The 23,162-nt window shown below is 47.2% G+C and carries 13 protein-coding genes and 1 pseudogene; 1 reads left to right on the top strand and 13 read right to left on the bottom strand.

The window, feature by feature from the left end; translation table 11 throughout:
* Positions 1-119 precede the first annotated feature (119 nt).
* From ACUC6J_RS05905 to thpR, 6 genes are all read right to left on the bottom strand, one after another.
* Positions 120-764, bottom strand: coding sequence for a response regulator (locus tag ACUC6J_RS05905; protein ID WP_013369811.1), 645 nt, complete (start codon positions 762-764; stop codon positions 120-122).
* Positions 765-880: 116 nt separating this feature from the next.
* Positions 881-2,518 (bottom strand): sensor histidine kinase, encoded by a 1,638-nt coding sequence (locus tag ACUC6J_RS05900; RefSeq protein WP_013369810.1) that lies wholly within the window; start codon positions 2,516-2,518, stop codon positions 881-883.
* A 322-nt stretch (positions 2,519-2,840) separates the two neighbouring features.
* Positions 2,841-7,439, bottom strand: a complete 4,599-nt coding sequence (gene gltB, locus ACUC6J_RS05895; protein WP_044785745.1) for a glutamate synthase large subunit — start codon at positions 7,437-7,439, stop codon at positions 2,841-2,843.
* A 461-nt stretch (positions 7,440-7,900) separates the two neighbouring features.
* Positions 7,901-8,584 carry a metal-dependent hydrolase gene (locus ACUC6J_RS05890; protein WP_017426450.1) on the bottom strand — a complete coding sequence of 228 codons (684 nt, stop codon included), beginning with the start codon at positions 8,582-8,584 and terminating at the stop codon, positions 7,901-7,903.
* A gap of 170 nt (positions 8,585-8,754) precedes the next feature.
* A complete protein-coding gene (locus ACUC6J_RS05885; RefSeq protein ID WP_016821264.1) occupies positions 8,755-9,567 on the bottom strand; it encodes a cell wall hydrolase in 813 nt (270 codons plus the stop codon).
* A gap of 111 nt (positions 9,568-9,678) precedes the next feature.
* The gene (gene thpR, locus ACUC6J_RS05880) at positions 9,679-10,245 is read right to left on the bottom strand and encodes an RNA 2',3'-cyclic phosphodiesterase (RefSeq protein WP_447249916.1); all 567 of its coding nucleotides are present in this window, start codon (positions 10,243-10,245) and stop codon (positions 9,679-9,681) included.
* A 226-nt stretch (positions 10,246-10,471) separates the two neighbouring features.
* On the opposite strand from thpR, the gene ACUC6J_RS05875 reads away from it, so the two are divergent.
* Positions 10,472-11,428, top strand: coding sequence for a D-2-hydroxyacid dehydrogenase (locus tag ACUC6J_RS05875; RefSeq protein ID WP_447249915.1), 957 nt, complete (start codon positions 10,472-10,474; stop codon positions 11,426-11,428).
* Between the two features lie 4 nt (positions 11,429-11,432).
* Here the strand turns inward: ACUC6J_RS05875 and ACUC6J_RS05870 are convergent, their stop codons facing one another.
* From ACUC6J_RS05870 to ACUC6J_RS05840, 7 genes and pseudogenes are all read right to left on the bottom strand, one after another.
* Positions 11,433-12,419 (bottom strand): RNA methyltransferase, encoded by a 987-nt coding sequence (locus ACUC6J_RS05870; RefSeq protein ID WP_447249914.1) that lies wholly within the window; start codon positions 12,417-12,419, stop codon positions 11,433-11,435.
* A 21-nt stretch (positions 12,420-12,440) separates the two neighbouring features.
* Positions 12,441-13,384, bottom strand: a pseudogene (locus tag ACUC6J_RS05865) (MsnO8 family LLM class oxidoreductase).
* Between the two features lie 71 nt (positions 13,385-13,455).
* Positions 13,456-14,871: a deoxyguanosinetriphosphate triphosphohydrolase family protein gene (locus ACUC6J_RS05860; protein ID WP_016821269.1), complete on the bottom strand. Its 1,416-nt coding sequence runs from the start codon at positions 14,869-14,871 to the stop codon at positions 13,456-13,458.
* Between the two features lie 281 nt (positions 14,872-15,152).
* Positions 15,153-16,064, bottom strand: a complete 912-nt coding sequence (gene nikC, locus ACUC6J_RS05855; protein ID WP_019686396.1) for a nickel transporter permease — start codon at positions 16,062-16,064, stop codon at positions 15,153-15,155.
* A gap of 35 nt (positions 16,065-16,099) precedes the next feature.
* A complete protein-coding gene (locus ACUC6J_RS05850) occupies positions 16,100-17,104 on the bottom strand; it encodes an ABC transporter permease (protein WP_025364249.1) in 1,005 nt (334 codons plus the stop codon).
* A gap of 28 nt (positions 17,105-17,132) precedes the next feature.
* Positions 17,133-18,788 (bottom strand): ABC transporter substrate-binding protein, encoded by a 1,656-nt coding sequence (locus tag ACUC6J_RS05845; protein ID WP_257126782.1) that lies wholly within the window; start codon positions 18,786-18,788, stop codon positions 17,133-17,135.
* A 502-nt stretch (positions 18,789-19,290) separates the two neighbouring features.
* Entirely contained in the window at positions 19,291-23,160 is a 3,870-nt protein-coding gene (locus tag ACUC6J_RS05840; RefSeq protein WP_447249913.1) for a non-ribosomal peptide synthetase, read from the bottom strand.
* Positions 23,161-23,162 lie beyond the last annotated feature (2 nt).

Raw genomic sequence — 23,162 nt, 5'->3', positions numbered from 1 at the left:
CCATACTTTGTCGATTATGGTAAATACACAAGAAAAAATCCTCAAAACCACCAAAGTTGGTGATTTTGAGGATTTCTCTATACCACTCGCATATTGAAACTACTGCGTAGCTTATGGGGTTAGCGCATCATCATATTGGTTGGCTCGTACTTCGCTAGACCAATCGCATTGGCATATAATGCTGCCTGCGTACGATCTGCCAGTCGCAGCTTGGCCAAGATCTGACTGACATGCTTTTTGACGGTGAACTCACTGATAAATAACCGGGATGCTATTTCACGATTGCAAGCCCCTTGTCCCAGCTCGACCAGCACTTCCTTTTCCTTGGGTGTCAGGTCGTCCGTGAGATTGCCAGCATCTTCACGCAGCTTATTTTCGAGAATAGCCGGATCATAATATTTGCGTCCTTTGTTGACAAGATGAATCGCGTAAATTAGTTCCTCAGGCAAAGCCTCCTTAAGCACGTAACCGTCCACAGAGGCTTCCTCCGCTTTCAGAAAATCTTCACGTGTTGCAGAAGAGGTCAGCAAAATAAATTTGCTTCTGAACCCGCGTCCGCGCGCTATCTTGATAATATCCAGACCTGATTCATCAGCTAATTTCAAATCCAGCAGCACCAAATCCGGATCCGTTTCCTCGATCACCGCAAGTGCTTCCTGTTGATTCTGGGCCTCTCCCGCGAACTGAACATTGGGCTGCATGGATATAACCGCAGCGAGTCCTTTCCGTACTAAAGGATGATCATCGACAATGACAATTTTCATGATTCGGCCTCCTGTCTACAGTTCAGGATTTGCATAATCCCTATGTATCCGATTGTTACCGCAGATTTTGTATTGCAGAATGTTCACACAATTTATTTAAGGATTTTGTAAAATCCTCATTCATAAGCATTTACCGGAATGGACAATCGGATCTGTGTTCCCTCTCCGATTCGACTTGAAATATCAAATTCGCCTCCCATCGATTGAGCTAAATATTCCATATTCATCATGCCCAGGCCCCCGCCTGCACTGACCGCCTCACCTCCTGCTACCATTCTCGCCGTCTCAAACCCTACTCCGTCGTCATGAATAGACAGTCTAATCACTTGGGGCGTCAATTTTAACTTCACATCAATTCGCTTGGCCAATCCATGACGGATTGCGTTCCCCGCCGCTTCGGAAATGATGCGGAACAAAGCCTTTTGGTACAAATACGGAAGTGAATAATGATCACCATGAATGTCAAAATCAATTTGTACATGGTTCAGTTTGGAGAGTGTATGCAGATGACTTTTCACCGTCCCCAACCAAGTTGATCCTCCGCTTTTTTTCGAGCTTAGACTATGAATTGCCCCCTTCAGCTCTCTAACCGCTTGATTGGCCGATTGCTGAATTAGATCAATTTGTTCCTCCACCTGCTCCTTAGGCTGATGGCACCAAGTCTGCCGGAGAGAATGCGTTGCATACACAATACCAAAAAGACTTTGTGAAACATTGTCATGCATTTCATTTGCAATCCGGTTCTGCTCATTCGTCACAATCAACTGATTCTCAATACGCTCCAGCTCATAGCGTTCCAAAAACACAGCACTCAGCTCAGCTAAGAATATCAGTTGTTGCACAAGCCAGCGTCTTCCTGTCAAACTTTGATCCGGTCCCAGCTTGAGGCCAATCGTCGCTACAAAGCGGGTCGTCATCGGTACGGTGATCATGAGAAAGTCGCCCCATTCCGGCAGATGTCTGAAAAATGGTTCGCGCTCTTCCCTGAACTCCTCCCGGTAATTCTCCAGTTCCTCGAATAGCTGTTCCTCTTCCTCTACCGTCCAGCCTGTCTGGCTGCTTGCCGGCGCATCTTCCTCCTGACTATCTAGCCAGAAAAATGCACGGCTCTGCTTGGTTAACTTGACAGTGTAATCCGAGATGACCTGACCTAGATTTAATGCCTCATTATGGCTGGTCGTCTCCATGATGTGGTAAATCGACTTGATATGATCCATCGTCTCATTGGCTTGTTCTTTAGCCACCTTCAGTTCGTCCTTCATGACGCGAATAACCTGCATTGCCATAGTGGTTACGATCAATACCAGAAACAGATTAATGTTCTGCAATATAAGATCCCACAAAAAATATTGACCTGGTGTAAAAAAGATATAACAAAATGTGAGCACCAAACCGATATAAGAAAGTAGGAGCGTCCAGCTGTACCTCATAGATAGATGAGCACAAGCTACCAGCATGGGAGTAATCACATACCATTTGAACGGGCTATTGATCCCTCCGGTCGGGAATAACAGCAAAATGATCCCTGCGGTTTCTAGTGCAATACTGCATTTCAATACCATATCATGAAGTCTGTATTTACGGTAAATCCAAGTAAATGCTGTAACGGATAAAAATAGAAAAACAATCAGTAATAGCTTTTGCCATACCATTAATCTAGATGTTTCGAACAGAAAAACAAGTGATGTTAAAGATAATGATACATAACGGTATAAAAAAATCATTTTGTCTTCTGCTGACTTCTTCAACTTCATCCTGTCACCCTATTCTGTGTTTTGAAGGGACGATGGGCATATTAGGTTTGTTTGCGTACTCTAAAAAAATCATAACCAATCCAAAAATAAATAACAAGACATAAACTCTTACGTAAACGGTTACATTCCAAAAAATTTGGTACTTTTTATAACATATTTACCGTTTCAGGAAAACATTTTGGGGGTAATGTCAGAATTTATGACGTTTGTCAAGGTAATAAATCACATTTTTATCAGCCTAAAAAAAGGACTTGCTGGCACCGCCGTGACTATAACAGCGGTATTCAGCAAGTCCTTTTTAGTGAATTTGGCGGTCTGCTTTTTAGCCCCCGGTACGCGCCAACTCACGCATATTGGCTTCAAATGCTGCCAGTAGAGCTTCATCCCCGCTCAAACCGGTCGCCTCTTCTTTTTGGATCTGTTCAACCATACGCTTGTAATCCTTTGGAATCACCCGTACAAATTGCTGAATCGCAGTCTGCCATTCATCCAAAATACGTTGTCCTGCTTCACTACCCGTGTAAGTGACATGGCGCTGAATTAAGCCGCGCAAATCCGCTGCTTCTGCAGGGTCCTCCACATCTTCCAGCAACACCATCTCCAGATTACAACGGCTCAGGAACGTTCCTTCAGGATCATAGACGTATGCAATACCTCCGGACATCCCGGCTCCAAAGTTCCGTCCGGTTCCACCCAATACAGCTACACGTCCGCCCGTCATGTATTCGCAGCCATGATCACCAACGCCCTCAACAACAATACGTGCGCCGGAATTCCGAACGGCAAAGCGCTCGCCTGCGATTCCGTTAATATAAGCTTCACCACTGGTCGCTCCATACAAGGCTGTATTTCCGATAATAATGTTCTCTTCAGCCTTAAAGGTCGCTTTGTGAGATTTCTTTACAATAACTTTACCGCCAGATAGCCCTTTACCGACATAGTCATTGCTATCGCCTTCGACGCTCAACGTGATACCTTTCGGAATAAAGGCTCCGAAGCTCTGACCTGCCGATCCAATGAAGTTAAAGCGAATCGTATCCTCAGGCAGACCTGCCGCCCCATACTTACGTGTAACCTCGCTGCCCAGAATCGTACCTACCGCCCGATTCACGTTAGTAATAGGCAAGGTACCCTCCACAGGCGTTCCGCTCTCCAGTGCTTCCGCAGCCATCGGTACGAGCTTCTGCATATCAAGTGTTTCTTCCAGACCGTGGTTTTGGCGCTGTACACGGTAACGTACACTTCCATCTTCCAACTCAGGAACATGCAGCAGCAAGCTCAGGTCTACGCCCTTCTTCTTCCAGTGCGAATCGGCGTTCACGGTATCCAGACAATCCGTACGGCCAATCATTTCCTGAATCGTGCGGAATCCCAGCTCCGCCATAATTTCACGGACATCTTCTGCGATGAAACGCATAAAATTCACCACATGGGCTGGATCACCCATATAATTTTTGCGCAACTCTGGATTCTGCGTAGCCACACCCACCGGACAGGTATCCATTTGGCATACCCGCATCATAATACAGCCCAACGCTACGAGCGGCGCTGTGGAGAAGCCGTATTCTTCCGCACCCAACAGGGCAGCTACGACCAAATCACGTCCAGACAGCATCTTACCGTCTGTCTCCAGTACCACGCGGTCGCGCAGGTTGTTCAGCATGAGCGTCTGATGCGTCTCAGCCAGCCCCAGCTCCCAAGGCATACCCGCATGGCGGATGGAGCCTTGCGGGGAAGCGCCTGTACCACCGTCATAACCGCTGACCAGAATAATGTCAGCACGGCCTTTGGCTACCCCTGTAGCAATCGTGCCTACACCTACCTCTGATACCAGCTTTACGTTAATATCAGCACGTGGATTGGCGTTTTTGAGATCATAGATGAGCTCTGCCAAATCCTCGATAGAATAAATATCGTGATGCGGTGGTGGCGAAATCAGGCCTACTCCTGGCGTTGAACCGCGTACCTCGGCGACCCAAGGATACACCTTGCGTCCTGGTAATTGCCCACCTTCGCCCGGCTTCGCGCCTTGCGCCATTTTAATCTGAATTTCGTCAGCATTCACCAAGTAGTTCGACGTGACACCAAATCGGCCAGATGCCACCTGCTTGATCGAACTGCGACGTGAATCACCATTAGCATCCGGGATGAAACGCGCAGGGTTTTCCCCGCCCTCACCCGTGTTGCTCTTGCCACCGATCCGATTCATCGCAATCGCCAAATCTTCATGCGCTTCCTGGCTAATGGAGCCAAAAGACATAGCCCCTGTTTTAAAGCGACGCATAATCGATGCAGCAGATTCCACTTCATCCAGCGGCACAGGCTCACCAGCAGGCTTCAATTGAAGCATGGAACGAATCGTCAAATGTTGTTCAGATTCACCCTGTACCAGCTTGGTATACTTCTTGTAAAGCTCGTAGTCTCCCGAGCGAACCGACTGCTGGAGTAAATGCACTGTTTGCGGGTTAAACAAGTGCTCTTCTCCATCGTTGCGCCATTGGTATTCGCCGCCCGAATCGAGCACCTTGTCATTGCCGTCCTTATCAGTGAAAGCACGGTTATGGTGGGCCAGCGCTTCCATCGTCACTTCCTCCAGACCAATACCGCCAATGCGGGAAGGCGTCCATGTGAAATAACGGTCAACGAAATCCTGCTTCAGACCTACGGCCTCGAAAATTTGCGCTCCACGGTACGACTGAATCGTGGAAATACCCATTTTGGACAATATTTTAACGACACCCTTGGTTGCCGCTTTAATATAATTTTTAACTGCTTTTTCGTGCGAGATGCCGCGCAGCAAGCCCTGTTGAATCATGACATCCAGCGTTTCAAACGCCAGATACGGATTAACCGCGCTCACACCGTAGCCCAAAAGCACCGCATAATGGTGAATATCTCTTGGCTCCCCGGATTCCAGCAAAATGCTCACACGTGTGCGTGTACCCTGCTTAATCAGATGGTGATGCAGGCTGGAAACAGCTAGCAACGCCGGAATGGCTGCATTTTCTGCGTCCACTCCACGGTCAGACAGAATCAGAATGTTATGACCTTTGTCAATGACACGGTCAGCCGCCTCAAACAGTCCTTCCAGCGCCTTGTACAGGCCCTCAGCACCTTCTTTTGCTTCAAAGAAGATCGGAATGGTCATGGATTTGAAGCCTGGACGGTGTACGTGACGAATTTTGGCAAACTCTTCATTCGACAGCACCGGAGAATCCAACCGAATCTGGCGACAGCTTTCCGGTTCTGGGTGCAGTAAATTGCGCTCTGGTCCAATCGTCGTTGCAGTTGACGTCACTATTTCTTCACGAATGGCGTCAATCGGCGGGTTGGTAACCTGAGCAAACATTTGTTTAAAGTAATTGTACAAACGTTGCGGACGGTCAGACAATACCGCCAGTGGAGCATCATACCCCATTGAGCCAATCGGTTCCGCACCTGTAAGTGCCATCGGCTCCAGAAGTTTGCGTAGTTCTTCAAACGTATATCCAAAAGCGAGCTGCAACTGATTTACATTTTCATGTTTCGGCTCTGGCTGCTCCAGTGCTTCAGGTAGATCATCCAGATCAATCAAATGCTCATCCAGCCACTGCTGATAAGGTTCTTCGGATGCAATGCGCTCCTTTAACTCTTCATCAGAAACGATGCGACCTTCTTGGGTATCCACCAGGAGCATACGCCCTGGACGGAGACGATCCTTATAAAGCACATTTTCAGGAGCAATATCCAATACGCCCGCCTCAGATGACAGTGCAATCAGATCGTCCTTGGTCACATAGTAACGTGCAGGACGCAGGCCGTTGCGGTCAAGAATCGCCCCGATTTGAATACCGTCTGTAAACGCCATCGCAGCAGGTCCGTCCCACGGCTCCATCATGGTGCTATGATATTCATAAAATGCCCGCTTCTTCGGGTCCATGGTCTCATGCTTGTTCCAAGGCTCAGGTACCATCATCATGGCTACATGAGGAAGCGAACGTCCACTCAGATACAGAAACTCCAGCGTATTATCAAACATAGCTGTATCCGAGCCATCTGGGTTGATGACAGGTTTAACCTTCTTGATATCGTTGCCAAACGCTTCACTTTCAAATTGTGCCTGACGTGCATGCATCCAGTTTACGTTGCCGCGCATGGTATTAATTTCACCGTTGTGAATCATAAAACGATAGGGATGCGCACGGTCCCAGCTCGGGAACGTATTCGTACTAAAACGGGAATGGACCAGCGCGATCGCCGATGTCACCCGCTCATCCTGCAAATCCAGGTAAAATTTACCTACCTGCTCGGTTGTCAGCATTCCTTTGTATACAACCTTGCGACATGACAAACTTGGAATATAGAACGACTCACCATTCATATCCTCTTGGTTATAGCGAATAGCAAGCTCTGCACGTTTACGAATGACATACAGTTTCCGTTCAAAATCCAGTTCTTCCTTCAAATCGCTACTGCGGCCGATGAACACCTGACGTACGCCAGGTTTAGCTGCTTTTGCCGATTTACCCAGCATTTCGTCATAAGTTGGAACATCGCGAAAGCCCAGACAGTTCTGGCCCTCGTCCACAATGATTTCTCTAAGCTTCTGCTCATGCAGCTCACGAACTTTTGGATCATTGGATACAAAAAGCATACCCACGCCATATTGTCCGGCCTTTGGCAATTTGAAGCCCAATCGCTCCGCTTCCTCTTGAAAAAACAGATGCGGAACCTGAATCATGATCCCTGCTCCGTCACCGGAGTTTGGTTCACTTCCCTGACCGCCCCGATGCTCCATGTTTACGAGCATGGTCAAAGCCTGACTTACAATATCGTGCGATGGTTTTCCCTTGATGTGGGCAACAAAGCCCATGCCGCAGGCGTCTTTTTCGAATTGGGGATCATATAGTCCCTGTTTGGGTGGTAAACCTGTCTGTCTCATGGAACGCAACCTTTCTGTTATAAAGTCATGCTGGCCTGAAATACAGGCGGCCGAATAGAAGACAGTGGCAACAAGAGGTAAATCAAAGAACAACTACGAGGAATGGGGGACAAAAAACATAAGACGTATTCAAGGCGGTACGGTCCGCCGAATGCGTATGTTTTTCAATAATTATGCAATGGCTTGACTTGACAAACACGTCGATTCCACTGATGAATCTAATTAGTTCTATCATTTTATCATTGACCTATTGTGTTAGCAATTCAAAGTTTTTATGGTTGTGATAATAAATCTTTTACATTACAGCTTCAACGTACCAATGCAAAAATATATCATTTTTATGTATAAATATTCATTAAAAAAGTCAGCCTTTTCTATTCCTAAGAAACAGAAAAGGCTGACAAAGGAGTTTAATATACATACTGACCATCATGTACATTCCCGCAAATCGACAAACCGTATTAAAATTCGAGACTTTCGCCTGGCTTCAATGCTTTCCCTTCAATACCTTCTTTATGAAGACGGTCACAGAAGCCGTCTCCGTCCTGCTCTATGCCGGGAAAAGTATTGTAATGCACCGGTATCACGCGGCTTGCCCGTAGCCATTTCGCTGCCAGCAAAGCATCCTCCGGTCCCATTGTATAACCATCTCCGATCGGCAATACTGCGGCATCAATGGAGTTGGTTTCTCCAATGAGACGCATATCGCCAAACAAGCCGGTATCCCCTGCATGGAAAAATGTTTTGCCTCCCATAGTCAATAAAATCCCCGCAGGCTCTCCCATGTAGATGGTCTGTCCGTTCACTGTCAAAGAGGAACTGTGGAACGCCAGCGTAAATTTCACATGAAAACCGTCAAATTGGTGACCACCACCCAGATTCATACCGTGAGCTTTGGTTCCCAAGGATGCACAATATTCAGCCAATTCCGCCACCGCGATTACAGGGCAATCATTGCGCTTGGCAATTTCAACTGCATCACCAAAATGATCGGCGTGACCGTGTGTCAACAGCACTGCATCCACCTGAATATCTTCGGCCTGTACGGTTGCTTTAGGATTCCCCGTCAAAAAAGGATCGATAATAATCCGCTTCCCCTCTGCCTCCACCAACACAACTGAATGTCCATAATATGTGATTTTCATAACATTTACGCCTCCTTTGTCACTTTTATTATTTAGGTTACTTTCCTTTACCTAATTATACCTCTTTTGCATACCGGCTTCACCTGCGCACACAAAATACGCTCACAAAGCTGAACCCTGTTGTTTAGAAAGGGCTGTTATTTGTCGCTCATGGGATTTATACTAAATGCTCATTTATAAAAGGTATGATGACCGATTGTTTTCACCTTGGTACGCGAATGATGAACCGTAAGGTCCTGGGCCAACGTAAGCGAAAGGAAAAAACAGGTGTTATCAGGCACGGCTTTATGGCCATTCAAAGCGGCCGTAACTGCACGTATGCAGTCCTGGTTAGGCTGAACACGACGAAGACGCCCGTTCGCAACCGGACTAAATTGCGCTTTTTGATAAATCACTGCCTGAATCGTATCGGGAAATGAGGCTGACCGCAGCCGGTTTAAGACAACGTTGGCAACTGCCACTTTGCCTTCGTACGGTTCGCCTTCTGCTTCTGCCATCACTATTTTTTGCAGCAGGAGCAGTTCTTTAGCGGAGACAGGATAGCTCCAGGTAGACAACGCCTTGTCATCCTGAGTGAGCATTTTTGTCTTCGTAAAGTAGATGGTTGTAGGAGGGGTTAGGATTGCGGACTTGCTATGCTGGACCTCAGGCTTTTTCTTGCCTGTAACAGCGTTATTCCGAGCTTGTTCCACCTGCTTCATCTGGGAAGCGGGTAACGGAGTCGGCATGATTTCTTTCCAGCTTGGCTGCCCATGAGCAGCGACAAAGATGGGGCTTGTCCTGTTTGACCCGTTATGGGTCCCCATCCTGTCGCCATATGTAGGAACCGAAGTGTTCCCTGACCAGCTCAGAGATTGCATAGGTGCATTTTTATGATTATTCTGTGTTTGCTGAACCTCAGCGTAGAGGCCTATCCCCAATATACAAACAAGCAGCACACTCAAAAGAGGTGCAAACCAACGATGTTCTTTAACGATTTCCATAATGTTCCTCCCGTTAACTTTAAGCACATTCCTCAGATATGTAACCCAAAATGCGCTTTTTGAATAACGCTGAAACACTATATCACTAAATTCGCTGATAGATCAAGGGTTTCACCTCATTAATGGGAATGTTTGAATTATTTGGTACATTGGTTTTTGTCCCATTCGGGTTGCATATAATACAAATTCCCCCACTTCCCAAGGCTCGCCGCTTTGGTCATCTGACTGCCACACAGACGCTGAAACAGGCTCCCCTCCTGTATATGAACGTGCTACAGTGATATGAGGTCGATAAGGTCGTTCCTCGGGTTTAAAACCCAGCGGTTCGGTAGCTCGAAGTATGGACTGGTACAGCTGATCCAGTGACTCTCGCTGCCCGGTCACTCCCCTCCATAGTACACGCGGAAAATCTTCGCGTCCAAAAAAGCCTGCTTGACCCATGTCAAGCGTGAACGGGCGATGCTCAGCTGCAGCATGAACTAGAGCCTGCTCAAGTTTTGGAATAACCGAATTCGCCACATCACCCAGAAACTGAAGTGTCACGTGGTAATCTCTGAAGTCACTCCATTTGCGGAAAGACAAATTACTCAAATCCTGCTCTACCCAATGACGTAACTTCTTCTTGTGCTGGTCCGGGAGAGCTATCGCTGTAAAGAGTCTTTGCGATTCACCTTTCATCAATCTCTTCTCCTTTCTTATAAATATCCCTTACATATCCCAAAAAGTAGCTGTTTGGTTGGTCCCCAATCAGGGTAAAGCCACTTGTTGTTATATATGATGACACCGCGGGCTTGTTTCTACCCTTCTTATGCAAATTTTCCGACAATCTGTTATCCTTGAAGGGATGGTTCGCCAGAATATATTGGAAACTCCAAGGAATCAAACATCGAGGAGGCTATGAATCATGGGAAGCATTTTAAGTTTACATCAACTGACGGATGATCAAAAAAAACAGGTTCGTGCAGCGGCTCCAGGCTACGAGTTGATTATTGGCAAAGCCCAGGAATTGGAGACTGAACAGATCCGTGAGGCCGAGGTTATTCTAGGCTGGTCCAAGCATATTGCCGAGGAAGCATTACATCCAGACAGCAAGCTAAAGTGGATACAAACCTGGTCGGCTGGGATTGATAAGCTCCCGCTTACCGAACTGGAAAAGCGCAACATTGCACTCACGAATACGAGTGGTGTACATGCGATTCCAATTACAGAGCAGATCTTTGGAATGCTGCTATCGCATACCCGTTATTTACAGCAAGCGGCTCTCTTGCAGCGTCAGAAAACATGGCAGCCACCGGAAGGTCAACTGACGGAATTACGTGGCAAAACGCTGTTGATTACAGGCGTTGGCGAAATTGGCCGTGAAACCGCTCGGATTGCAGAAGCCTTTGGCATGCGAGTGATCGGGGTTCGCCGTTCCGGCAAGGAAGCTCCCCATGTAGAACACATGTACACAAACGAACAACTACATGAAGCATTGGGCGTTGCGGATATTGTGGTTAATATTTTGCCATTCACTGAAGAGACCCATCACTTCTTTGACGAAAAAGCATTTGCAGCGATGCGTAAAGGCGCCTTCTTCATTAATGTCGGTCGCGGCAAGACTGTTCATACAGATGCGCTGGTACGCTCGCTGGAACAAAAACATATTGCCTTTGCCGGACTGGATGTATTCGAGGAAGAACCGCTACCTGCGTCACATCCACTATGGGGCCTAGAGCATGTCCTGATTACGCCGCATATTGCAGGGGATACAGACCGATATGCTGAACGAGCGGTAAATATTTTTCTTACTAATTTGAAGGCCTATGCTACTGGTCAGAAGCTACCGCTGAATTTGGTTAACTACAAAACTCAATATTAACAAGCTACTTACAGAGCCAGATTTCCCGACTCATACCTGTCTTATAGATACGGCATTGCTCCATAACGGTCCAGCCTGACTCGGATAGCAATGTTGCCATCGGCTCCGTGCTCACAATCACTGCCCGCGCGGCCAGGCGTCTCAGACTGCGCAGCATCTTTTTTTGTTCGTCAGCAGGGAGCACGGAGCACAGGTTATAAGGCATATCCAATATAGCTGCATCATAATTACCTGTGAGCATGTTCATATCCCCCAGTTTCACCAGATCTTCTTCATATCCAAAATGGCGTAAATTCACTCGTGCCCCACGCACCGTCAACGGGTTGATATCACAGCCGCGAATATCCTTGCCCATACTCAATGCCTCAATCATTACATTGCCCATACCACAACACGGGTCCAGCAGTTTCAAGGAGTCTGACTTTCCCTTAGATGCAGTTATATCCGTTGCTGCTAAATTCACAAGTGCTCTAGCTACCAGAACGGGTAGTCCAGTAGAATAGTTTTGCGGCTTCTGACGACGCTCCTGCCACGATCTGTCGCTATACTCGCACATGCCCATCAGCCACCGTTCTCCTACCCGTATGACCCCTAGGGTGACATCCGGTGTCTTCATTTGCGCCTGCCCCTGAATACGTGCACCAATCCGGCGTTCTATCCCGCGCCGCTCGTCATAATCAGCCTCATTGTCCCCTTCTTTAAGGCACAGCACCTTAAAGGTCTTTCCTTCCTCAAGCTGTAACATGGAAGCTGCCTCGCATAGCTCCTCCAGCGTGTCCGCCTCGATGATGATATCCAGACGAAGATGGATAAACGGGCTGATCCCCGGCTCCAGCCGAAGATGGGACGACAGCATGGAACTATGCACAGGCTGTTGACCGAACAAGCACTTTAGTTCCAAAAGACACAATTCACGCTCGGTCTCATGACACGCATAGGTATATATGTAGCGAGGTTTCATTTTATCTGTATCGATTTTGTATTTATTCATGTCAGTTCTCTTTTCATCTTTTCATTTGGAATCAAGACTACCATTCACAGCCTCCGCTATTAGTCGGTAGGAATGAAGCCGCTGCTCATAATCGGGAATGGGCGTGACCAACAGAAACTCATCATTATTATATTTGATCTGCAAGCTACGCAACCGTTCGGCAATAACCGATGGTGTTCCCACCAGCCAACTGGCTCGGATCGCTGGATCGCCTAATGAAATCTGAGCAGCCCATTGCTGCGCCAACTCATCTGTCGACGCACATACTGCTCCTACAGCAACCATAGTACGGGGCTTGTCCATCCGTGTGGACGGTTGAAAGCTAGAGCGGTAAATGCTTAGCATTTCTTCCGTTTGCTGTTCACTCATAAATTGGCCGAATACATAGCCCGTTGAATACTGCGCAGCATATTCGGCACTTTTTCGGTTGGTACCCAGCATCCACAGCGCTGGCGGCTGTTCTGGCATTGGACGGGCAAACACGGGGATCTGTTCATATTCATATGTGCCTTCCAACAAAGCCAATAGAGCTTCCATCTTCTGTGGCAGCTCAGTCACATGTTGAAGAAAATTGCCGCTTAGTGCCATCGAAGCATGAGGCCCCCCGCCAGGGGCCCTCCCCAGACCCAATTCGACTCTGCCTGGATATAGAGCAGCCAGCAGATGAAACCTTTCGGCGACCTTGACTGGACTATAATGCGGGAGCAATATAGCCCCCGCCCCAGTTGGATGGTCGTCGTCACCGCCCCGATATGAGACAACAGCACTTCCGGACTGGAGGAAGCCAGCCCCTCCATATCGTGATGTTCGGAGGTCCAGTAGCGTGTATATCCCCATGCTTCCGCCTGTTTCGCCAGCTTTGCCGCCCATTGAACTGCTTGCTCCGGACGATTGCCGGGCAGCAGCGGTACCATATCAAGCACACCGAGATTCAACGAGTTAGTAGCTAAAGACTGAGGTTGCATATACGCCTTCTCCTCTCCCTTCTATCCGTTCTAAACAAGTTTCTTCTACTATATAGGGTTAAATAAAAACGTTAGTCCAGGTCATAAATGGAACCTACCTTCAGGCCATATAACTCATTATAAATTTTTTCAGCAAAAGCATCAGTCATGCCTGCAATATAGTCAATGACCATATGCTCCCATGTCCAGATTGGTTTGGCCTTGGCCTGGTCCCGCTCGTAGCGCTGGAGCCAATCGGTCGGAATAATGGACTTGGATGTTTCAGGGTCCAGAAAAGCCAACCATAACCGTCTAAGCATCCATTCACTGCGTTTTTGCAGACGCTGTACGCGCAGATCGCGGATCATGGTGACCCAAGCAAAGCTTTTTAATACACTCACCGTGCGCAGCATATCCAAATCCTCGCTTCCATCCCGTACGAAGGTTACCTTTTTCCAGTTTCCATCATCAATTACACCTAAGCTGCTGACAAACAGGCTGACCCAGTATGCTTTGACCTCCCGGCGGGTGCGAGAATAATCGTGTTCACATATCGGCATCTTCCCATTCCACACCTTCAAAAATTCGCTTAGCACTGCCGCAACCTTCTGCTCAATCTCAGCCAGTTGCCAACCTTGCCAAAAGCTATCCTCCAACGTGGTGATTTTCTCCGTAATCAGACGAATTAAATATGGGTCATATAAGAAATGCTCGTGCACCTCAATTTTCCCTGCCTTAATCCCATCCTCCAAATCATGCGCGGAATAAGCAATATCGTCGCACAGATCCATGAGCTGGGCCTCCAGCGTTTTTTTACCGTCAGGGATGCCCCAATCCTCGCGGATAGAACGTATATATTCCCACTCATGCAGGTACAACCCTTTTTTGTTCAGAATCCCTGGATACGGGTATTTGTTGATTCCGAGCAATACAGCGTCCGACAAATTCAAACCGTCCACATTCTCACGCTTCTCCAAAAACATAATCAGCCGAAAATTGTGCGCATTCCCTTCAAAATGTTCATAAATTCTTCGCTCGCGTGCATAGGCCTCAAGCCCACGCTTGGACTCTGGCGTAAAGCCGCCAGCAGCTGATATCTTTTCTACCTTCGTCTCAATCAGTTGATCCAAAATCCCGTCCAGCACCTCTTCTCCCTTGTGTCCGAACGGTGGATGCCCAAAGTCATGCGCGATCGAAGCACACTCCACCACCTCAGGGTCAATGATCAGTCCTGCGTTATCCGCCTGTTCCAACTCTACCTCTGGATGACGGCGCAGCAAGCTTCGTGCTGCCTCACGCGCAATTTGCGCTACCTCCAACGAATGTGTCAGCCGTGTGCGATAATAATCTCCTGTGCCTGCGCCAAATACTTGTGATTTACCCTGCAACCGACGGAAAGTCGGTGAATGGATCAATCGGGAATAATCCCGTTCATATGCTGCCCGTGAAGCGTCGCTCCGTGTCTGCTCCGCAAATTGTCGATGCTCTCTTTTATTTTGCCATGTCATAAAGCCCACTCCCTACGTACTCAATTGGAGTGATTATACATTTTTTTCACGCCTCAGGAAAGTTCACATGACTTACGGAGAAGATTGCAGGCCATAGCGGGATGAATCGAAGTACACTAAACGTAAACAAAAGTCATATAAAAAGGTGTTCCCCAGCTACCAGATTCAGGGAACACCTCTTTTCTTCTATTTAAATAGAAGTATATAAGTAAAACTAAAAAATGTGTATGGAAAACGGTGTAGACGGAATGATGCTGTTTATATACCTCGCTATTTTTACCCTAACGCTTCGCTCTTGGGTCCAAAACATCCCGCAGGCCATCACCCATCAGATTAAAGCCCAATACGGTCAGCATGATAGATATCCCCGGAAAAATAACTGTCCACGGCGCATTTTGGATATATTGCCGCGAATCGGACAGCATTTTGCCCCACTCGGGCTCAGGAGGTTGTGCACCCAAGCCCAGAAATCCGAGCGCTGCTGCTTCAATAATAGCCGTTCCGATCCCCAATGTTCCTTGTACGATGATCGGCGTCAGGCTATTAGGCAAAATATAACGGAGTATGATTCGCCGATTATTAGCTCCAAGCGCTCTGGCAGACGTAATATACTCCTCCGTTTTGACACTCAGCACCTTGGAGCGAACCAATCGTCCATACGTTGGCACATTGACAATGGCAATGGCGTATAACGCATTTTCCAACGAAGGCCCCAGAATGGCCACAATAGCAATTGCCAGCAAAATCCCCGGAAATGCCAGTAAAATGTCGAATAGGCGTGAGATGATCATATCAGCCCATTTTCCATAAAATCCAGCAATTAATCCTAAGGCAGTTCCTACAATCATGGAACCAATAACGGACAAGAAACCGACCCATAACGAGATTCTGGCGCCATACAGCGTACGAGTCAGCAAATCTCGGCCAAGATCATCGGTACCGAACCAATGCTCTGCGGAAGGAGGCTGCAAGCGGCTCACCAAATTTTGCTCTTTATAGTCAAAAGGAGCAATCCAGGGCGCGATCAAAGCAATGATGACAAAGAAGATAATAATGCTGAGACCGACGAACGCCATTTTATTGTGACGGAACGCTCTCCACGCGTCTCTCCAAGGGCCCGACACCACAGGCAAATGCGCCAATGTATTGCGTGTTGTCGGTATGTTATTGGGTTCGATTGAAAATTGTGACATCGGACATGCTCCCCCTTGACCAATTGACGACTTGATTACTGATAACGAATACGCCGGTCGAGAACAGCATACAGCAAATCGACAATCAGATTAATGATGACGAACAGGAACGCAATGATTAGAATTCCGCTTTGGATAACCGGATAGTCACGCGAACTGATCGCTTCAAAAATGTACCGTCCGATGCCGGGCCAGGCAAATATGGTCTCTGTCAGTACGGCGCCTCCCAGTAACGATCCTGTCTGAAGACCGATGACAGTAAGCACAGGGATCGCAGCATTTTTAAGCGCATGTTTGTATACGACTTGAAAAGATGCCAGCCCCTTCGCCCGAGCCGTTCGGATATAGTCCGCATCCATCACCTCCAGCATGCTGGAACGGGTAATACGCGCTATGACCGCCATTGGAATCGTTCCCAGTGCGATACTGGGCAGGATCAAATGCTTGATGACGGTCCATACCTGATCCATACGTCCACCTATGACCGCATCAATCACGGCTAAATGTGTCACAGCTTCCACCGGATCACGAGAATTCATACGTCCAATGGAAGGGAGCCAATGCAGCTTATTAGCAAAGATCCACTGCTCCATCAAGCCCAGCCAAAAAATCGGCATCGATACTCCGACCAGGGCAATGACCATGCTGACATAGTCAAACCAAGAGTTACGCTTCCAGGCACTTACGATGCCTGCATTCATACCCACGACAACGGCAAAAAACATGCTTGCTACCGTCAACTCTAGCGTAGCCGCCAGATAAGGGACCATTTCCCGGGCAATCGGCTGCCGGGTGCGAATCGAATCGCCCAAGTCCCCTCGTGCCAGCTCACTTAGATAGGTCCCATATTGCTGTAACCACGGCTTATTCAGCCCTAATTGCTCACGCAGCGCCTGTTTGGACTGCTCCGTGGCCTTGTCCCCCAGTATTGTTTCCGCCGGATCACCGGGAATAGCATGAATAATCGAAAACACGATAAGCGTCATGCCCAGCAATACGGGAATCAATATGGCCAGCCTTTTTACAATATATGAGTTCATATGCTATTCACCGCCCGCTTGCGTTTAGCTATTCAAAATAAATATTACCGTACGCTTCAATACCTGCCGGACAAGGTACAAAACCCTTAAGATTGGCTTTGCCTGCCATCAACGGCGTGCTGTGAACCAAGGGAATCCAAGGTGCATCTTGTTTAATAATGACTTGTGCTTGTTTATACAATTCCGCACGCTTATCTTGATCAACCTCAACCTGCGCCTTTACCAGTATTTTGTGAAGTTCCTCATTCACATAAAAACTGCGGTTATTGCCTGGGATCGTGTCCTTGTCGAGCAATGTGTAAAGGAAATTATCCGGGTCGCCATTATCCCCATTCCATCCCAACATGTATAGATCATCCTTCTCTCCAGCTTTAAGATCATCCAGATACGTAGCCCATTCTGGAGATTGAATGTTGACTTTGACTCCTATTTTTTCAAAATCAGCTTGAATGGCCTCTGCTACCTTTTTGCCGTCAGGCATGTATGGACGAGATACAGGCATTGCATAGAAGGTTAACGGCTCTGGAAGTCCGTTAGGAAAACCCGCTTCCGCTAGCAAAGATTTAGCCTTATTTAGATCATAAGTGTAGTCCTGAATGCTTTCGTCATATCCCCATAACGTAGGCGGCATCGGATTGACCGCAGGCTTGGCCTCGCCCGCAAACAATGCATCAATAATGGCCTGTTTGTTCACTGCGTGATTCAGTGCTTGCCGTACCTTGGGATTACTAAATGTCTTTTTCTTTAAATTAAATCCAATGTATGCCACATTAAAGGAGGGACGTTCGATTTTTACCAACTCGCTGTTACCTTCTAACTGCTTCGCATCATCCGGATTCAAATCTTCCATCAGGTCAATTTCCCCGTTTTGCAAAGCATTAAATCGCGCAGTGTTGTCTGGAATGGAACGAACGATGACCTTAGCCAGCTTTGGCTGTCCTTCTTTCCAATAAGTAGGATTCTTTTCCAAGGTGATCGTATCGTTACGTTTCCATTCCTTAAATACAAACGGCCCTGTGCCGACCGGATTATTTTTAAAATCAGCCTTTTTCTCCTTAATAGCCTTGGGACTTGCAATACTAAAGGATGGCATAGCGATATTTTGTAAAAAAGGAGCCTGCGGCTTGTTCAGTGTAAACTGGACGGTATTCGCATCCACCGCTTTAACCTCCTTAATCACTCTGCTTCCATCAGGCCCAAACATAGAATCATAATAGTCAAACGAGTCACCCTCAAATTTGTATGGACTTTTTGGATCAACCCAGCGGTCAAAGTTAAATACAACTGCTTCTGCGTTAAAGTCACTTCCGTCATGGAATTTTACGCCCTGACGCAGCTTGAACGTATAGACAAGTCCGTCCGGTGATACTTCCCAGCTCTCTGCGAGCCCCGGCTGAATCTCCGTGGTACTTTCCTTGTATTCCAGTAGTGTATCGAACACCTGTATTCCGATTTTTAACGACTCGCTTTCAGTCACAATGGCAGGATCTAATGCCACGGAATCTCCACCACGCCCATAGATCAACGTGTCTTGCGCGCCTTCTCCCGCTCCACCTGGCGGTTGTCCTGCTTTTGGTTTTGCTCCTTCACCTGATCCCCCACAACCGGAAAGCACCAAAACCGTTCCTAGCGCAAGTACCAGCAGTACGGTCCAGATTTTGTGTTTTACGTACTTTTTGCTCATGCAGCGAACCCCTTTCGCACCTTATATATTGTTAATTCGTTGATACCGGATGAATACCAATTCCTTTGGATTGGCATGACAAGCTTGTCCTCAAGCTGTAGTCCCAAGTTCCGAGTTCATCAAATAGGTGTAATAGTAGGGAAGGTATGTAGGTTCTGGACAGGCTTTTTTTGAAGGATACAGGCACAGAAAGCATTTATAATCTAGTGGTGTTAGAGATGCAGTAGGGTAATGGAATAGATGTAATATCATAAAAGGGAAGAGGATTGTGTTAGGTCATGGAGAATGTGTGATAAATACTCACAGGTAGTGAATATTAGTTTCATACAAAGTTGATTATTGGATACTTTACTATAAAATCTGGAAGCAGACAAGGGGTTTTTTCATACATTACCATATGTTTTTATACATCATGTTAATTAATATTACAAATCAACTCACACGTTCATATCAAATAAAAGCTCCTGCCTGTGGTCCTCAACCTTCAGGCAGGAGCATATTTTTACCTCAAAAATGTATTCAGTACCAAACCTACAGATACGGCTTGAGCGCCTTTTACGATGGAAAAATGATCGCCAGGCACTTTATGGGTATACATTTCCCCCCTACAATACATTTCCCATCCTTTATATCCTAATTCCCAGGTATGTTCTGAAATAAACAAACATACAGGGGCTGTTACAACTCGATCTGGCTGGTAAACATGCTGCATTTTTACCCAATGGTTTACGCTTTTAAAGCGTTCTAGTAATTCATTCCGTCCCAACTCATGGAATTCAGGCAGCAAGGGAAGTACACTGGCTGGAAATGCGCGCTTCCACAGCGATAAATCCAAATCTTCGTCCATTCTTTCCAGCTCTTGAATATGACGGTCCCAATGATCTTCCTTGCCATACTTCAAAGGTGGCAGTGTGTCCAGAATCGTCAAGAGTTCAACACGTTCTTCCCGCTCTTCCAATTGGCGGGTCATTTCAAAAGCAATCGTTCCCCCCATACTCCACCCGGCAACATAATAGGGACCTTTCTCTTGAATACTTTTGATTTGATCTACATACCGATGCGCGGCTTCCTTCATTCCAGCTGTTTTATTTCCAGCAAGAATCGAAGCATCCATTTTTATGCCCCAATAATTCCATGTAGCCGTAAGTTCGTTTACCAATTCCATGTAACAACTGACATCCAAGCTCCCATCATGAATGAAAAAAAGGTGCTTATCCTGCGATGTACCTGGCTTTAAAAGGACTAGTGTGTCTGCTCTGGCCGGAAACTCACTTTTCGCCCTTCCATTCAATACATCTGCCAGTTGGCGGATGGTAGGGTAAGTAAATAATTTGGTAAGCGGCAGGTCGATTCCCAGCTCACGCAAAACCAATGAAACCAGCTTGGTAGCCTTGAGCGAGCTCCCTCCCAGGGTGAAGAAATTGTCCATTACCCCGATGCGATCCATGGGTAGGTTCGAGGGCAGAACCATCGACCAGATGCGAACCAGCTCCTGTTCCAGTTCGTTGCAAGGAGGGACATATTCATTTTCCCGCAGTGCTTCAAGATCAGGCTCCGGCAGAGCATTCCGATCCACTTTGCCATTCACATTCAGTGGCAAACGAGAAAGCCGAATCAAACAGACAGGAATCATGTAATCCGGCAAATACGTAGCGAGCTCCAGTCGAACTTCCGCCTGTGACATTTCTACATCAGAGACAAAGTAAGCACAGAGGTATTTGATCCCATCGTTGTGTTGGCGAACAAGAACGACTGCTTCCTGAATCCCCTCGATGTGCGCAAGCCGAGCCTCAATCTCGCCAGTTTCAATACGGAAGCCCCGAATTTTGACCTGGTGGTCCATGCGACCCAAAAATTCAAGCGTTCCGTCAGCCAGCCAGCGGGCGCAATCTCCGGAACGGTACATTCGCTCTTCCGGCAACCAGGGATGCGTAACAAATTTGGATGCCGTTAATTCCTCACGAGCCAAATAGCCACGTGCTAGTCCTTCACCGCCAATACACAGCTCACCCGGCACACCAATGGGCTGTAGTTGATTGGACGCGTTCAAGATATAGACCTGCGTGTTGGCGACAGGCTTGCCAATCGGCACGTTATGGTCATAGTCTTCTTGAATCGTATGAAACGACGTAAAAATTGTATTCTCCGAAGGGCCGTACGCATTCACAATCGTTAAATCCGGCTGTGCGGCACGAAGGAGCTTCATATGCTGGGGAGACAAGGCATCTCCTCCAGTCATGATCAGACGAAGTCCGGTGAAGATGGATGGTTTATCATCAATCAACTGATTTAGAAGCGGGGCTGTAAACCATGCCATGGTGATTTGATACTGTGCCATCCTCATTCCGAGTATGTCGGCAGATAAAAGCTCTTCTTTTTCAATGAGATACAAGGTTGCTCCACTCAGCAGCGTTCCCCACAATTCATAAACCGACACATCAAAGGCCAGGGAACACGTCTGCAATATTCGATCCTCTGGCGTAATCTTCAGCGGTCCCGGCTCCAGTACCAGGCGAGCAAAGGATTGATGTTCAATCATTACGCCTTTCGGTTGTCCTGTTGACCCTGAAGTATAAATAATGTACATCACATTGCGCGCCTGATTGTTGTCCTCCAGATTACAGGACTCTCCCGTATATAGACTCGGGTCTGTGAGCAGCAGCGTTTCCGCCTGAGGAAAACGTCTGGTGCTGGCAGTTGGTAGAAGGCATATTTTCGCCTGGCTATCCTGTAAAAGGTATTGAATTCGTTCATCCGGGTAGAGCGGATCAATCGGCAAATAAGCAGCCCCCGCCTTCAAAATAGCCAATATACCGACAATCATTTCCAGCGCAGGCGTAGCTAAAATTCCAACTACATCCTCAGCCTGAACCCCCTTTTGCCGTAAAATCCGAGCTAATTGATTAGCACGTTCATTTAATTCCTCATACGTCAGTTGCTTTTCTTTCCAGTTCACAGCTGGATGGTCAGGCGTCCGTATCACTTGCTGTTCGAATAGACGATGGATGGGTACTCCATGCAATTTTTTTTCATATGCATTTTTGCTGCTGGTCTGATTAAAAGTATGAAGGAGAACAGTGCGTTCCTCTTCTGTAACCATATCAATATCTTCAATCCGAATATCGGGTTGTTCGCCAATGATCTCGACAATTCTGGCAAAATGCCGCAGCATGCGGCTGGCGCTTTCCTCCTTAAACAACGCTTTGCGATATTCCAATTCCAGCCCTATACCCTCCTGCATTTCGTATGCATACAAGGTGATATCAAATTTTGAGATTTTATGCTCAAAGCTATAAGGAGAAAACGTGACCTCTGTTGCCTGCACGACAGGCTGCGGTACATTTTCCAATACAAAGCATGCATCAAATAAGGGATTGCGGCCGCTGATTCGTTCAGGATTGACCTGCTCCACCAGCATATCAAAGGGATAATCCTGATGATCAAAAGCAGCGAAGGTTCGGTCTGCCACTTCTTCCAGAAAAGCAGAGAACTGCTTGCTTCCCAGCGGCTTCTGGCGCAAGGCGAGCGTGTTCACGAACATGCCCACAATCCCTTCAAACTCTGAATGAGTTCTTCCAGCGACAGGTGTTCCGATGACCAGATCCTCCTGTCCGGCATATTTGGACAGAAGGATGCTGTATGCGGCGAGTAGAACCATATACAACGTAACATTGTGCTGCAAGCATAATGCCCGCAAGGAGTGAGCTGTATCAGCTTTAATAGAAAACGGTACAACGCCGCCGCTGTAATCGGATCTTAGCCCTTTTCCATCCGTAGGCAACGACAGCAGCGGGACATCTTCTGTAAATTGGTTCAACCAAAATTCACCCTGCTTCTGAATATGAATGTCGCTTAATTGATCGTTTTGCCAGATCGTATAATCGACATACTGAAACTCCAATGGAGCAAGCTCCTGCCCGTGATACAGAGCCATCAGCTCTTCAAATATAATGTTGATGGTTACCGCGTCTGCAATGATATGGTGGATATCAAACAGGAACAGGAGCTCCTCATCAGCCAAGGATACTAGCTCAGCCCGCCATAGAGGGACTTCATGCAGACTGAATGGACGGATAAACTCGTTAACAAGCTTATCCGTACTCTGACCCGAATGTTCTCTATAAGGGATGGATACGTCAATGGATTCATGGACGAGTTGCAAAACCTCACCGTCCTTTTGTAGGAACGATGTTCGCAAGCCCTCATGACGTTCTGTCAGCCTACACCATGCCCTGTACAATCGCTCCTGCTTCAGCGGGCCTTTAATCATTCGAATGCTGGGCATGTTATAGATGATGTTAGGTCCGAGAAGATCATCTATCAGATATAGCCGCTTTTGCGCCGAAGATGTTTCATATCCTTCATAATGCATGA

The sequence above is a fragment of the Paenibacillus sp. JJ1683 genome, from assembly GCF_053006485.1.
The sequence above is the reverse complement of the archived record's forward strand: the minus strand, read 5'-3'. Positions and strand labels throughout refer to the sequence as shown.